Raw genomic sequence first — 13,402 nt, 5'->3', positions numbered from 1 at the left:
CTCACCCCCAGCACTACCCCCCATTGGAGGACATTCGCCATGGGCATTGCCGTATGGGCGCTCATCGCCTACATCGCCATCATCGTCGTCTGGAACGGCGTACTGAAACGCAACATCGGTGAGGCGATGCTCATCGGGTTCGCCGGCGTGTGCCTCTTCGGTGGCACCGGCTTCTTCCAGCTCGCCTGGGCGGGCATCGCCGACGCGCTGGCCGAGGAGGTCGTCTTCGCCGCCCTGGCCTTCGTGTTCATGGGCTACCTGCTCACCAAGCTGGGCCTCATCCAGGAGCAGGTCGCCGTACTGAACTCCGTCTTCGGGCGGCTGCGCGGCGGCGCCGGCTACGTCTCGACCTCCGCCGCCGCGCTGCTCGGCGGCCCGTCCGGGTCCGGGTCCGGGATCTCCGCGTCCGTGGGGTCGGTGACCATCCCGTGGATGATCCGCTCGAACTGGCGGCCCGACCTGGCCGCCTCGCTGGTGGCGGGCAACGCCGGGCTGGGCATCTCGATCCCGCCCAGCTCGTCGATGTTCCTGCTGCTCGGCTCCGCCGCCGTCGCGCCCGTACTGACCGCCGACCAGCTCTTCGTGCCCGCGCTGATCGGCGGGCTGTGGACGGTGGCGTACCGGTTCGTGGTGGTGTTCGTGTGGGTGCGGCGGCACAAGATCGCGGCCACCGACGCCGCCGACATCCTCCCGCTGCGCGCGGCGCTGCGGGCCGGGTGGACGTCGCTGCTGGTGTACGCGGGCATCCTGATCCCCGTGCTGATGACGCTCGACTTCGGCAAGGCGTTCATGGAGTCGCGGATCGGCGAGGCGGCCGGCGACATCAGCATCGTCGTGTGGATCCCGGTGCTGACCGTGCTGGCCACGTTCGCGGTCGCCTGGAAGCGGCTGCCGCGCACCGGCCGCGCCTGGAACGAACTGCTCGGCGAGATGGCCCCCCGGTACGCCATCATCGGCGCCACCCTGTTCTTCGCCTTCGCGGCCGCCGCCAGCCTGGGCGAGCTGGGCCTGGTCGACCAGCTCACCGCCATCATGCAGGCCCTCGACGCGCCCGCGGTCGTCATCGCCACCCTCGTCGGCCTGCTACTCGTCGTCATCGCCGCGCCGCTGACCGGCACCGCCACCATCGCCGCGGTCGGCGGGGTCGCCTTCAGCGCGCTGACCGCGGCCGGGGTCGCCCCCGCCGCCGCGGCCACCGCGATCATGATCTTCGCCTCGACCGAGGGCGCCTCCCCGCCGGGAGCGGCCCCGATCTACATCGCCAGCGGCATCGCCCAGGTGGACCCGGCCAGGACGTTCGGCCGGCTGATCGTCTGGTTCGTCATCCCCACCCTGGTCATCGGCGTGCTGGTGGCGACCGGCCTGCTGCCGATCTGAGAGGAAGCCCCGACATGAAAAATCTCATCATGGTCCTGTTCAAGATCGGCGTCGTGCTGTTCCTCGCGCTGGGCGTCATCGTCGTGCTGGTGCAGGCCGCCGGGCTCGTCGCGGGCAGCCCCGGCCTGGTCTCCGGCGCCGTGTCCGCGCTCGGCATGGCGATGACCGTGGCGGCCGGGGTGACCGGGCTGCTCGGGTTCGTGATGTCGTACCTGTTCCACTGGCAGACCGGCGAGGACTAAGCCCTTGGATCATGCGGGCCGCAGCCGCCGTGCAAGCGGCCCCTGATCGACTACCGGCATGGCATCGATCGTTTTCGGGACGGCCGCCGCGCTGCGGACGTTCACTCCGGAGGAGCGGGCGGCGGCGGTGCCGTGCGAGGCGGCCGTTCTGGGGGCCGAGGAGACGTCCAACAAGCTCAACGGCCGCTACATCTGGCAGGTGCGGCTCCGGGTGACCCCCAAGCCCGGCGATCCGTACGAGATCGAGCGCACGGCCCGGCTCACCTCGGCCATGGGGGAGCGCCTGGAGCGGGGTGAGGTCGTGCTGCCCTGCCTGATGGACTCGGCCGACCGGACCCGGATCGAGATCGCGGCCCTGGCCTGAGCCGGGTGGCTCAGTGGGTCACCTCCCACAGGAAGTCGTCCGGGTCGGTGAACCGGCCGGAATAGCCGCCTTCGGCCGTTTCCGCGGCCGGGACCGTGATCCGGCCGCCGGCGGCGGACGCGGCCGTCAGGAGGGCGTCGACCTCCTCGCGGGACTCGGCCCTGCAGGTGAAGACGATCGATCGGAAGCCGTCGCCCTCCTTGGTGGTGCCCGCGTCCCTCGCCAGGACACCGCGTTCCATCAGGCAGAGCCTGGTCGCCGCCTTGGCCGGGTGGAAGTCGACGTACTTGTTGCCGTAGTCGCGGTCGACCGTCATGCCGAGGGCCTCGTAGAAGACCTTGGCCGTCTTCGGGGCGGGAACGCCGAGGATGACGGTGGTCTCGGTCGGATGCGGGGTCTCCGCCGGGGTGCCGGTGTCCTTGCTGGTGGCCGCCGCCAGCTTCCAGATGGCGCCGTCCGGCGCCCGGAACACTCCGGAGAACGAGCCGAAGAGGGCCTTCTTCGCGGGCTTGAGAACCTCCGCCCCGCCACGCGCGGCGGCCTCCATCACGGTCCTGACCTCGGTGGGCTGGTTGACGACGTAGCTCAGTACGTAGCCGCGGAATCCCGGGCCCGCCGGCTGCTCGGTCGCGGACAGCTCGAACCGCCCGGTTCCGTGCATGTCGAGGCTCACCGGGTCTCCGGTTCCGCTTCCGGTTCCGGTTCCGGCGACGATGGGGGAGAGCGCGGCGGCGTAGAAGGCGCGCGCGGCGGGCACCTCGGGTGCCCCGAGGGTGATGACGTCGAGCTTGAGGGCCATGGTCCGACTCCTTGGCACTAGGGCTTGTGCTGCCAAGCTACGTGCGGCCCTGACCTCGGGGCTTCTCCAAATCTGACCGTCTAGGCCGACGGGCTCCAGCGGGCCGAGAGCTCCGCGTCCCCGGGCGGGGGGCCGGGCAGCTCGCGGTGGGCCGTGGGGGCGCGCAGCGCGTCCATCATCAGGGCCAGGTAGCGGTGGCGGAGCTGCGTCGTGCGCTCCTCGCCGCCCAGCTTGATCGAGGCGAGCTGCTCGAACAGCAGCGCGATGTCGGCCACCGTCACGTCCGGCCGCAGCACGCCCGCCGCCACCGCCCGGCGGTGCACCTCGGTGGCGACGACCGCGGACCTGGCCGCGTCCCCGTACAACTCCTCCGTGGGCTGGAACGTGCCCGCCAGTTTGATGGTCAGCGAGTTCGTGTCGGCGTCCACGATGCCGCGCATGTATCCGGCGAACGCCTCCCACGGATCGCCGTCGTCGGCCAGGGCCCGCTCGGTGACCTCGATGTAGAGCCTGAGCCCGTCGCCGCACAGCTTCTGCAGCAGGGCCTCCTTGCTGGGATAGCGGCGGTAGAGTGCGCTGATCCCGACGCCCGCCTTCTCGGCCACGGCCGCGATCGGAGCGCCGGGGTCGGCGGTGAAGACCGCCCGGGCGGCCTGGAGAATCAACTCGTCGTTACGCGCGGCCTGTGCCTTGCGGCCGCTCATCGGTGCGCTGGTCATACTTCGAGTGTACGGGGAACGTAAGGTTCCGTTCTACTATGTGCGCGATCGCTCGCGTGTTGATCATATGGAAGGTGACGATGTTCGCGATAACGCTGGGAGAGGACGGCGCCGAGCTGCGCCCGCTGGAGCCGCGGCACGCCGGGGAGCTTCTGGCCCACATCGACCGTGGGCGGGAGTTCATCGGGCGCTATGTCGGGCTGCCCGATGTCGTGACGGACCTCGAGTCGAGCCGGGCCTGGTTGCGGTCGTACGCGGACAAGGCGGCCACCGACACCGGCCGCCTCTACGGCATCTGGACGGATGGCGAGCTGGTCGGCGGGGTGCTCTTCCGGACCATGGACGTCGAGCACGGCAGTGCCGAGGCGGGCTGCTGGCTGGAGCCGTCGGCGGTCGGCAAGGGCCTGGTGACCCGGGCCATCCGCGTGATCATCGACTGGGCCATTCGCGACCGCGGCATCCACCGCGTCGAGTGGCACGCCGCGGCGGCGAACGAGGCCAGCGTCGCCGTCGCGCGGCGGCTCGGGATGACCCGGGACGGCGTGCTCAGGGAGAGCTACCTGCACAAGGGGACGCGGCTCGACATGGAGATCTGGTCGGTGCTCGCGCCGGAGTGGCAGGCTCTCCAGGGGGTCAGGTAGCCGGTGGGCTGACGTAGTGGTGCACCAGGGCGGGCTCGCCGGCCGCGTTCAGCCAGGTGGCGCGGGAACTGCCGGTCCTGCGCCAGCCGGTCCGCTCGTAGAAGCGGATGGCGGACTCGCCTTCGGCGGAGACCTCCAGCCTGAGCGGGCCCGGTACGGCGGCGAGCACGGTGCCGAGCAGCTCGGCGGCCAGGCCGCTGCCCCGGGCGGCCCGGGTGACGAACAGGCGGGTGATCTCCATGTCGCCGGTGAGGGCGACGTGGCCGAGCACGGAATCGTTCTCGATCGCTATCCAGGCTCCCGCCAGGCCGTCCGGGGTCAGCCAGCGGGCGGGGTCGTCCGGCCAGTGGACGGGGTAGCGGTCGGCGGCCTGCACCTCGGCCAGGGCCTGGACGCAGGCGTCCAGGTCATCGGGGGTTCTGGGGCGGATTCTCACTCGGAAGAGCTTATGGGGGGTATGTGCGGTCTGTTGCCGGGGGCGGGCAGAATCGGGGCATGCGGATCGGGCTACTGGGGCCACTCGAGATGCGGGCCGAGGACGGCACCTCGGTCGTGGTGCGCGGCGCCCGGCTGCGCGCGCTGCTGATCGCCCTGGCCCTCGACCCGGGCGGGCTGGTGCCCGCGGGGCGGCTGATCGACGCGGTGTGGGGCGAACGACCTCCGGCGGGGGCGGGCAACGCCCTGCAGGCACTGGTGTCACGGCTGCGCCGGGTGCTGCCGGTGGAGTCCCATCCGGCCGGATACCGGCTGAGCGTCCGGCCGGAGACGGTCGACGCTATCCGCTTCGAACGCCAGGTCGCGGCGGCACGTTCCATCCGGGACGCGGACCGGGCGGCACGGATGTTTCGTGAGGCTTTGGAGTCGTGGCGCGGGCCCGCGCTGGCGGACGTGGCGGAGGAGGCGTTCTTCGCCCCTGCCGTGGCCCGGCTGGCGGAGCTGCGGCTGGTGGCCATGGAGGAGCGGGCGGAGGCGGCGCTGGCGGGGAGCGGCGATGAGGAACTCGTCGTTGAGCTGACCTCGCTGGTGGCGGCCCATCCGCTGCGGGAACGGCTGGCGGGGGCGCTGATGCGGGCCCTGGCGGTGGCCGGGCGGCCGGCCGAGGCGCTGGGGGTGTACGAGCGGACACGGACCGTGCTCGCCGGCACGCTCGGCACCGACCCGTCACCGGAGCTGTCCGCACTGCACGTCGCGGTGTTGCGGGGCGAGCTGGGAGAGGTACCACGAGGTGAGCGGGCGAGGGCGGTTCCGGACGGCGTGGCGCGCGGCCGGCGGGGTGTGGCGCGGACGAATCTGCGGGCTGGGCTGACGAGTTTCGTGGGGCGGGAGGCCGAGGTCGCTCGGATTCGTGAGCTGGTGGGGGCGTACCGGCTGATCACGTTGACCGGGCCCGGGGGGTCGGGCAAGACGCGGCTGGCCGTCGAGGCGGGGCGGGAGCTGGTCGCGGGGATGCCGGACGGCGTGTGGCTGGTGGAGCTGGCCCCGGCCGGTACGGAGGCCGACGTGGCGCAGGCCGTGGCGGCGGCGTTGGGGCTGCGGGAGGGGCAGGCGGGCGAGGGTGTGGAGCCGGTCGATCGGCTTGTGGCGGCCCTGAGCGAGCGCGGCGCCTTGGTGGTGCTGGACAACTGCGAACACCTGATCGACGGCGTCGCGGTCCTGGCCGGCCGGTTGCTCGCCGCCTGCCCCCGGTTGCGGATCCTGGCCACCAGCAGGGAGCCGCTGGGGATCACCGGCGAGGCGCTGTGGCCCGTTGAGCCGCTCAGGGTCCCGCCCCGTGTTCCGCCCGGCGTCCCCTCCGGTGCCGGGTTCGGTGGTCCGGCCGGTGGGTCGTCAGGTGTCGCGTGCGGTGATGAGGACATGACGGAGGTGCTGTCGTACCCGGCGGTCAGGTTGCTGGAGGAGCGGGCGCGGGCGGTTCGGCCCGGGTTTGAGCTGCGGGGCGCGACGGCGGTTGCGGCGGTGCGGATCTGTCAGGCATTGGACGGGATCCCGCTGGCCATCGAGTTGGCCGCCGCGCGGCTGCGTACCATGACGGCCGAGCAGTTGGCCGGCCGCCTCGACGATCGGTTTCGGTTGCTGACCAGCGGAGACCGCACTGCTCTGCCCAGGCATCAGACGCTTCGTGCGGTGATCGACTGGAGCTGGAACCTGCTCACCGAGGCTGAGCGGGTGTTGCTGCGGCGGCTGGCCGTCTTCGCCCGGGGCGCGACGGTGGAGGCGGCGGAGCGGGTGTGCGGCGGCTCGGGAGAGACGCTCGCGGTGCTCGGCTCGCTCACCGACAAGTCGTTGCTCGTCGCCGCCGTGGACGGGGAGACGCCTCGGTACGGGATGCTGGAGACGATCAAGGAGTACTGCCTGGAACGGCTCGACGAGGCCGGTGAGCGGGAGCGCATCCGGCGGGCTCACGCGGCCTACTTCGCCGAGTTGGCCGAGACCGCCGATCCGTACCTGCGCGGGAGGGAGCAGGTGGTCTGGCTCGATCGGCTCGCCGACGGTCACGACGAGATCGAGGCGGCGTTGCGGGGTGCGATCCAGGCGGGTGACACCGGGACGGCCGTTCGGCTGGTGGCGGGGGCCGGCTGGTACTGGCTGCTCGACTGGTGGTTGCGCGGGCGCAAGGCGGAGGGCGTCACGCTGGCCGAGACCGCGCTCGCGATGCCCGGCGAGGCCGGTGACGAGGAGCGGGCCACGGCCTGTGCGGTCATCGCGATGTTCAACCAGTCCGGGCTCGGAGACGAGAGCAAGGCCGTGACGTGGTTCGCGACCGCCCGCGACCTCGCCGCCCGCACCGAGCGCCGCCATCCGATCCTGCGGCTGATCGAGCCGCTCGACCGGATGATCTGGGCCAAAGGGGACGGACAGCCGACGGCGGGTCCGGCGGCGGATGAGCATCCATGGGTTCGGGCGATGGCGTTGTTGTCGCGGGGGATCGCTCTGGTCGGTGCGGGGCGGCCGGGGGAGGGTGAGGGTGATCTGGAGGAGGCGCTTGCCGGGTTTCGGGTGATCGGGGAGCGGTGGGGGGTATCACATTCCCTGACCAACCTGGCCGATCTGTTCGCCTGCCGTGGTGAGCTCGCTGTCGCGGTCGCGCGGTACGAGGAGGCCGTCGCCGTCGCCGGTGAGGTGGTGGGGATGGAGGATCTGTGGAAGCCGCGGCTCCGGCTGGCCGCGCTGCGCTGGCAAATCGGTGACCTGGACGGTGCCGGTGCGGAGGTGGCCGCCGTTGAGCGGGACGCTGAGCGGATCGGGCTGCCCGAGGCGCTCGTCACCGTGGCCTACGCGAAGGCCGAGTTGGCTCGATGGGCCGGTGATCGGCGGGCGGCTCGGGCGTACCTGGGGCGTGTGGAGCAGTTGTCCCGGCGTATGCCGCTCAACTGGCCGTTCCGGGCGATGCTGCTCGACGCGCACGGCCATCTCGACGCGCGGGACGGCGAGGTCGCCTCGGCTCGGGGGCGTCGGGCCGAGGCGCTGGAGTGGGGCCTGCGGTCGCGCAGCGCGCCGATCGTGAGCCAGATCCTGGTGGGTGTGGCCGATCAGGCGTTGTGCCAGGGGACGCCCCGGGAGGCGGCCCGGCTGCTGGTGGCGGCCGATGCCGTGCGCGGGACCCCGGACCTGTCCCTGCCGGACGCCGCCCGGGTCGAGGCGGCCGCGCGGGCCGCTCTCGGTGAACGGGATTTCACCGAGGAGGCGCGGCGCGGCCGTGACGCGACCATGGAGACGGTGCGGGGGCTCGCCGCGGGTGTCTTCGCGGCTCAGCCGCAGACCTCAGGGTCATGAGCGAGCCGGCTCGGCCGTTCCGGCCTCAGGGCCGTCGTCGATGAGGTGGCGGAGGAGGAAGGTCCATTTGCGGCGGTTCACGTAGTGCTCGTAGCCGGTGAACACGTGGTCGGCGCCCGGCACGATCAGCAGGTCGGCGTCCTTGTTCGCGGCGATCAGGCGCTCCATCAGCCGCAGCGTCAGGTCCGGCGGCACCTGGTCGTCCAGGCCGCCGTGGATCAGCAGCAGCTTGCCCGCCAGCCGGTCCGCGTGGTCCACGTTCGACGCCCGCGCGTACGACTCCTCGTCGTACGGCCCCCCGTACGCCTCCCCCGACCACAGATCCCCGTACCGGAAGTCGTGCACCCCCGACTCGGCCACGCCCACCTTGAAGACGGCGGGGAAGTCGAGCATCGCCCGTACGGTGGCGAACCCGCCCGCCGAGATGCCGCAGACGCCCACCCGGCCGAGGTCCATCCACGGCCGGGACGCCGCCAGTTGTTCCAGCGCCGCGACGTGGTCGGCCAGGCCGTACCCGTCCTCCAGACGGCCGTGGGAGTGGAACTTCTTGTCCCGGCCCGGCGTGCCGCGCCCGTCCATGGCGATCACCACGAAGCCGAGCGCGGCCAGCGCCTCCGCGTCGTAGCCGTGCCAGCCGGGGTCGAAGGACGGGCTCACCCGGGTCATGGCCCCGAAGGGATAGACGTGGTCGACGACCGGGTAGCGCCGCCCGGGGTCGAAGCCGTGCGGCCGGTACAGCACGCCGTACACGTCGGTCTCGCCGTCGGCGGCCTTGGCGCGGAAGCGTTCCGGCGGCGTCCAGCCCGTCGCGGTGAGCGCGGTGGTGTCCGAAGGCTCCAGTTCGACGAGCACCCGGCCGTCCCAGTCGCGCACGGTGGTGACCGGCGGGGTGTCCACGGTCGAGGCCGAGTCGAGGAAGCATCCGCCGCCGGGTGACGGGGTGACCACGTGGTCCAGGTCGTCGTCGGTCAGCCGGGTGAAGCCCGAGCCGTCCAGGCCCACCCGGCACACCGAGCGGCGGTACGGGTCGTCCGCCACCAGGCCGGCGGCCAGGAAGTGGACGACGCCCTGCTCCTCGTCCACGCGCAGGATCCGCCGCACCGCCCACGGCCCCGAGGTGACCTGGTCGAGCCGCTCCCCGGTGCGGCCGTCGTAGCGGTAGAGGTGGCCCCAGCCGTCGCGCTGGGAGTACCAGAGCACGTCGCCGCCGGACAGCACGTGGACGATCGGACCGTCCACCGGCTCCTGCGTGGGCTCCACGCGGGTGGGGCCGGTCTCGGTGATCAGGGTGCGCACCTCGCCGGTGACGGGGTCGAGCCGGTTCAGGCGGAGGGTGCGCATGTCGCGCGGCCAGCTCAGGAAGTACACGGCGGAGCCGGCCCACCAGGCCCAGCGGATGAAGATCGGCGACATCATGAACGGCATCCCGACCGGGTCCGCCTCAGCCCGTACCACCGTGCCCGTGGTGACGTCGAGGACCGTCAGCTCGGCGAGCGGGATGTGCTCGTCCCCGGGGCGGGGGGAGCGCTTGGTGCGCAGGCGGGGCTCGCCGCCGTCGGGGGGCATCGACTCGATCAGGTGTGTACGGCGTACGCCGTGCTGGAGGGTGCGGTGGGTCAGCACCTGCGTGGAGTCCGGCGACCACGCCACGGCGGGTGGGGCGTGGGGCAGGCCGGCGCGCTGGAACATGCTCGCGTACATGAAGAAGTCGAGGCTGGCGCCGTAGTCGTGGTCCGCGTCGCCGTCCGAGGTGAGCGCTCGTTCCCGGCCGTCGTCGAGGGAGCGTACCCACAGGTCGTGGCCCTTGCGGAACACGACGAGCCGGCCGTCCGGTGAGGGGATCTCGATCGGGCTGCCCGGCGGGGTGATCTTGGCCCGCTCGCACGTGTACGTGTCCAGGGCGCAGCGCCAGTGTTCGCCGAAGGCGTCGAACTCGACCGCTCGCGCGGTCCAGGTGATGGCGCCGAACGGGAGCGCCGCCGGGTCGGCAACGTGCCCGGAGGCGGCGGACAGGGCGGCGGCGAGTCTGGCGTGGTCGAAGGCCGGCTCATGGGTGCCGGTCGCCGGGTCCACGCGGACGAAGGTGCCGCCGGTGGCGTACCAGAAGGTCGTGCCGTCGATCCACTGCGGGGTGATCGCAGGGAGCAGGGCGGGGCGGTTCTGCCGGGACAGCCGCTCGGCTGACCGGTAGGGGTCGATGTTCATGAGCCGAGGGTCGCGGGCGGGCTTGAGGGACGGCTGACAGATCGCTGATACGGCCCGGCGGGGATGTCAAGGGTGGGGGTGGCATGAGTGAGTTCCCGGTGAATGTGGGGGAAAGCGACGTTGACACCCCGAACAGCGCCTTGTCAGGGTAAGACAAAAAGGGAGTTCCCGATGGAAGGCACCGTCGCCGTCGTGACCGGAGCCGCGCGTGGAGTCGGGCGCGGCGTCGCCCTCGTCCTCGGCGAAGCCGGGGCGACCGTCTACGTCACCGACCGCGAGAGCCGCGACCACCGCCACTCCGACCTGCCCGGCACCGTCGAGGACACCGCCGAGCAGGTGGACGAGCGGGGCGGCCACGGCGTCCCGGTCCGCGTCGACGCCACCGACGACGGCGCGGTCGAAGCGCTCTTCCAGCGGGTACGCGACGAGCACGGCGGACTCGACCTCCTCGTCGCGAACGCCTGCAACGGCAACGCCCTGCCCTTCGAGGGCGGCCCGTTCTGGACCCTTCCGCTCGACCACTGGCACAACATGATCGACGTCGGGGTCCGCAGCCACCTCGTCTCGGCCTGGTACGCCGCCCCGCTGCTCATCGAACGGCGCGGCCTGGCCGTCCTCACCGGATACACCGACCCGGGCGCCGACGTGATCGCCGGGCACGCCTTCTACGACCTCGCCATGACCGGCGTCAGCCGCCTCGCCCACACCCTCGCCCACGACCTGCGCCCCCACGGCGTGACCGCGCTCGCCCTCTCGCCCGGGTTCACCCGGACGGAGGCGATCATCGCGGCGCTCGGTGAGGACGTGCCGGGCGGCGACTCCGTGGAGTTCCCCGGGCGGGCCGTGCGTGCCCTGCTGGAGGATCCGGACGTGGCCCGGCACGCGGGGCGTACGCTTCCGGTCGCGGACCTGGCCAAGGAATACGGGTTCACGGACGTCTAGGACGGGTCCGGCGTGATGCCGGTGAGGCGGGCGGTCTCCTTCCACAGGAGCGCGGCCGTGTGCCCGTCCCTGGCGGCGGGCGCGCATTCGGCCAGGACCGGCCGCCCGCGCATCTCCGCGAACCCGCCGGGCCCGAAATACTGCCCGCCCTGAACGCCCGGCATCGTCGCGGCGTACACCTGCGGAAGCGCGCCCTTGGCGGCCGGCTGGCACACCACCCGCGTGACGACCGCCGCGAAGGCCACGAGGGCCCGCCCGCCCTGCGCCCTGGCCGAACCGGTGAACAGGCCGGTACGCGCCATGCCCGGATGCGCGGCCGCGCTGACGAGGTCGAGCCCGGCCGCCCGCGCCCGCCGGTCCAGCTCGAACGCGAACAGCAGGTTGGCCAGCTTCGACTGGTTGTAGGCCGCCCACTTGTCGTAGGGACGGCGTTCGAAGTCAAGGTCAGCCACGTCCAGCCCGGGGCCGCGGTGCGCCCCCGAGGAGACGGTGACGACCCGCGCCCCCGGGCCCGCCCGCAGCGCCGGCATCAGCAGCCAGGTGAGCGCGGCGTGGCCCAGGTGGTTGGTGGCGAGCTGGAGCTCGTGGCCGTCCGCGCTCACGCGGTGCGGGACCGCCATGATGCCCGCGTTGTTGACCAGCAGGTGCAGCACGCCGCCGGTGCGATCCATGACCTCCGCCGCCGCGGCCCGTACCGACCCGAGGTCCGCCAGATCCAGCCGGACGGACTCCGCGCCCGTGATCCCCTCCGCCACCGCCGCGGCCTTACCGAGGTCGCGGCAGGCCAGCAGCACCCGCGCGCCCCCGGCCGCCAGCGCCATCGCGGTCTGGCGGCCGAGGCCGCTGTTGGCACCGGTCACCAGCGCGATCCGGCCCTCCTGAGAAGGGATCATGGGGCGGGCTCCTGGTAGGCGGGCCGGTGCGGCAGGAGCGCGACCAGGCCCGCGACGACCAGGAAGATCACCGCCTGGATCGCGAGCGTCCACTGGATCGCGCCCGTGAACGTCTCCGCCGTCGCCCGCGCTCCGACCAGGCTGAAGAACACCACGCCGATCACCGCCACGCCCGTGGCCGCGCCGATCTGCTGGAACGCGTTCAGCACGCCGGACGCCGAGCCCGCGTGCTCGCCCGGCACCTCGGACAGCACGAAGTCGAACAGCGGCGTCACCACCATGCCCATGCCGACGCCGCCCAGGAGCAGCGCGGGCGCCAGGTGCCAGAAGCCGACGTCCGGCCCGGCCGCGCTCACCGCCAGGATCAGGCCGCCCATGGCCAGCGCCACCAGGATCGCGCCGGCCCGGATCACGTTCCGGCCGAGCTTGGCGATGAGGCCGGGCGCGATCCCGGCGCCGACCGGGGTGCCGATGGCGAACGGCAGGATCGTCAGGCCCGCGGCCAGCACCGTGAACCCCAGACCCACCTGCAGGTGCACCATCAGCACGAAGTAGAAGGCGATGATCCCGGCCATGAAGATGAGGTAGATCAGGATGCCGCCGACGAACGACCGGACCTGGAACAGGCTCATCTCCACCAGCGCGGAGCCGGTCCTGCGCCGCTCGTACAGGACGAAGCCGATCAGCGCCGGCACGGCGGCGGCCAGCGCCGCGAACGTCCAGGCGGGCCAGCCCAGCTCGCGGCCCTGTACGAGGGGGAAGAGCAGCAGGAACACCGCGACCGTGGCGATGATCATGCCGATCCAGTCCAGGCCGAGACGCTGGGACGAGCGCGACTCGCGGACGCAGGCGACCGCGCCCGCGATCGCCACGAGCCCCAGCGGCAGGTTGACCAGGAAGATGGCCCGCCAGCCGAGGCCCAGCACGTCGGCCTCGGTGAGGAACGCGCCGAGCGGCGGCCCGCCGACCGTGGCCAGCGTCGCCATCCCGGCGAACAGCGCGAACGCCTTGCCGCGCTCCTCGGGCCCGAACGTCACCGTCATGATGGCCAGGATCTGGGGCACCATGGCCCCGGCCATGATCCCCTGCAGCAGGCGGGCGGCGATCAGCGCCTCCGGGGCCGGGGCCAGGCCGCACAGCAGCGAGGCCACGACGAACCCGGCCGCCCCGATGAGGAACAGGCGCCGCCGTCCGGCGATGTCGCCCAGCCGGCCCCCGATCACGAGGGTGAGGGCGAACGCCAGCGCGTAGCCGGAGGAGATCCACTGCATGTCGGCGTACGACGCGCTCAGGTCCTGGCGGACCACGGGCAGGGCGATGTTCACCACGGTGGCGTCGACCAGGTCCATCACCCCGGCCAGCAGCAGGAAGAACAGGCCGAGCCAGCGGCGGTCCCTGAGCGGGGGTTCCTGGACCGTACGGTCCTTCGCGCTCTGCTGTGCCATG

At 72.5% G+C, this 13,402-nt stretch carries 12 protein-coding genes; 6 read left to right on the top strand and 6 right to left on the bottom strand.

Annotated features, from left to right (window positions below; all coding sequences use genetic code 11):
• The first annotated feature begins 39 nt into the window (after positions 1-39).
• Genes C4V41_RS49040 through C4V41_RS49030 form a run of 3 tightly spaced genes read left to right on the top strand, consistent with a single transcriptional unit; the run spans position 40 to position 1,983 of the window.
• Positions 40-1,377: a TRAP transporter large permease subunit gene (locus tag C4V41_RS49040; protein ID WP_103962944.1), complete on the top strand. Its 1,338-nt coding sequence runs from the start codon at positions 40-42 to the stop codon at positions 1,375-1,377.
• A 14-nt stretch (positions 1,378-1,391) separates the two neighbouring features.
• Positions 1,392-1,619: a hypothetical protein gene (locus C4V41_RS49035; RefSeq protein WP_103962943.1), complete on the top strand. Its 228-nt coding sequence runs from the start codon at positions 1,392-1,394 to the stop codon at positions 1,617-1,619.
• A gap of 58 nt (positions 1,620-1,677) precedes the next feature.
• The gene (locus tag C4V41_RS49030; protein WP_103962942.1) at positions 1,678-1,983 is read left to right on the top strand and encodes a hypothetical protein; all 306 of its coding nucleotides are present in this window, start codon (positions 1,678-1,680) and stop codon (positions 1,981-1,983) included.
• 10 nt (positions 1,984-1,993) lie between these two features.
• Here C4V41_RS49030 and C4V41_RS49025 read toward each other — a convergent pair whose 3' ends face one another.
• Both C4V41_RS49025 and C4V41_RS49020 read right to left on the bottom strand, forming a co-directional pair.
• The gene (locus C4V41_RS49025; protein ID WP_103962941.1) at positions 1,994-2,782 is read right to left on the bottom strand and encodes a VOC family protein; all 789 of its coding nucleotides are present in this window, start codon (positions 2,780-2,782) and stop codon (positions 1,994-1,996) included.
• An 80-nt stretch (positions 2,783-2,862) separates the two neighbouring features.
• Positions 2,863-3,501 carry a TetR/AcrR family transcriptional regulator gene (locus C4V41_RS49020; protein ID WP_235030861.1) on the bottom strand — a complete coding sequence of 213 codons (639 nt, stop codon included), beginning with the start codon at positions 3,499-3,501 and terminating at the stop codon, positions 2,863-2,865.
• Positions 3,502-3,581: 80 nt separating this feature from the next.
• On the opposite strand from C4V41_RS49020, the gene C4V41_RS49015 reads away from it, so the two are divergent.
• Positions 3,582-4,142, top strand: a complete 561-nt coding sequence (locus tag C4V41_RS49015; protein ID WP_103962939.1) for a GNAT family N-acetyltransferase — start codon at positions 3,582-3,584, stop codon at positions 4,140-4,142.
• Here C4V41_RS49015 and C4V41_RS49010 read toward each other — a convergent pair.
• Positions 4,135-4,578, bottom strand: coding sequence for a GNAT family N-acetyltransferase (locus C4V41_RS49010; RefSeq protein ID WP_200824766.1), 444 nt, complete (start codon positions 4,576-4,578; stop codon positions 4,135-4,137). The two genes, C4V41_RS49015 and C4V41_RS49010, sit on opposite strands and share 8 nt — an antisense overlap.
• A gap of 59 nt (positions 4,579-4,637) precedes the next feature.
• On the opposite strand from C4V41_RS49010, the gene C4V41_RS49005 reads away from it, so the two are divergent.
• Complete coding sequence (locus tag C4V41_RS49005; protein WP_103962937.1) at positions 4,638-7,916, top strand: BTAD domain-containing putative transcriptional regulator; 3,279 nt, start codon at positions 4,638-4,640, stop codon at positions 7,914-7,916.
• Here C4V41_RS49005 and C4V41_RS49000 read toward each other — a convergent pair.
• Positions 7,911-10,121 (bottom strand): S9 family peptidase, encoded by a 2,211-nt coding sequence (locus C4V41_RS49000; RefSeq protein WP_103962936.1) that lies wholly within the window; start codon positions 10,119-10,121, stop codon positions 7,911-7,913. The genes C4V41_RS49005 and C4V41_RS49000 overlap by 6 nt on opposite strands.
• Before the next feature lie 171 nt (positions 10,122-10,292).
• Between C4V41_RS49000 and C4V41_RS48995 the strand changes: the two genes are divergently transcribed.
• Positions 10,293-11,063 carry an SDR family oxidoreductase gene (locus tag C4V41_RS48995; protein ID WP_103962935.1) on the top strand — a complete coding sequence of 257 codons (771 nt, stop codon included), beginning with the start codon at positions 10,293-10,295 and terminating at the stop codon, positions 11,061-11,063.
• Here C4V41_RS48995 and C4V41_RS48990 read toward each other — a convergent pair.
• Together C4V41_RS48990 and C4V41_RS48985 are read right to left on the bottom strand one after the other, a co-directional pair.
• On the bottom strand, positions 11,060-11,956 hold the full coding sequence (locus tag C4V41_RS48990; protein ID WP_103962934.1) for an oxidoreductase: 897 nt from the start codon (positions 11,954-11,956) through the stop codon (positions 11,060-11,062). The genes C4V41_RS48995 and C4V41_RS48990 overlap by 4 nt on opposite strands.
• Positions 11,953-13,401 carry an MFS transporter gene (locus tag C4V41_RS48985; RefSeq protein WP_160150663.1) on the bottom strand — a complete coding sequence of 483 codons (1,449 nt, stop codon included), beginning with the start codon at positions 13,399-13,401 and terminating at the stop codon, positions 11,953-11,955. Before C4V41_RS48985 ends, C4V41_RS48990 begins: the two co-directional genes overlap by 4 nt.
• Between the last annotated feature and the right edge of the window lies 1 nt (position 13,402).

This window comes from Nonomuraea solani, from assembly GCF_900108335.1.
GTDB classification, from domain to species: domain Bacteria; phylum Actinomycetota; class Actinomycetes; order Streptosporangiales; family Streptosporangiaceae; genus Nonomuraea; species Nonomuraea solani.
Note: the sequence above shows the minus strand (reverse complement) of the source record. Positions and strands in the feature narration are given on the sequence as shown.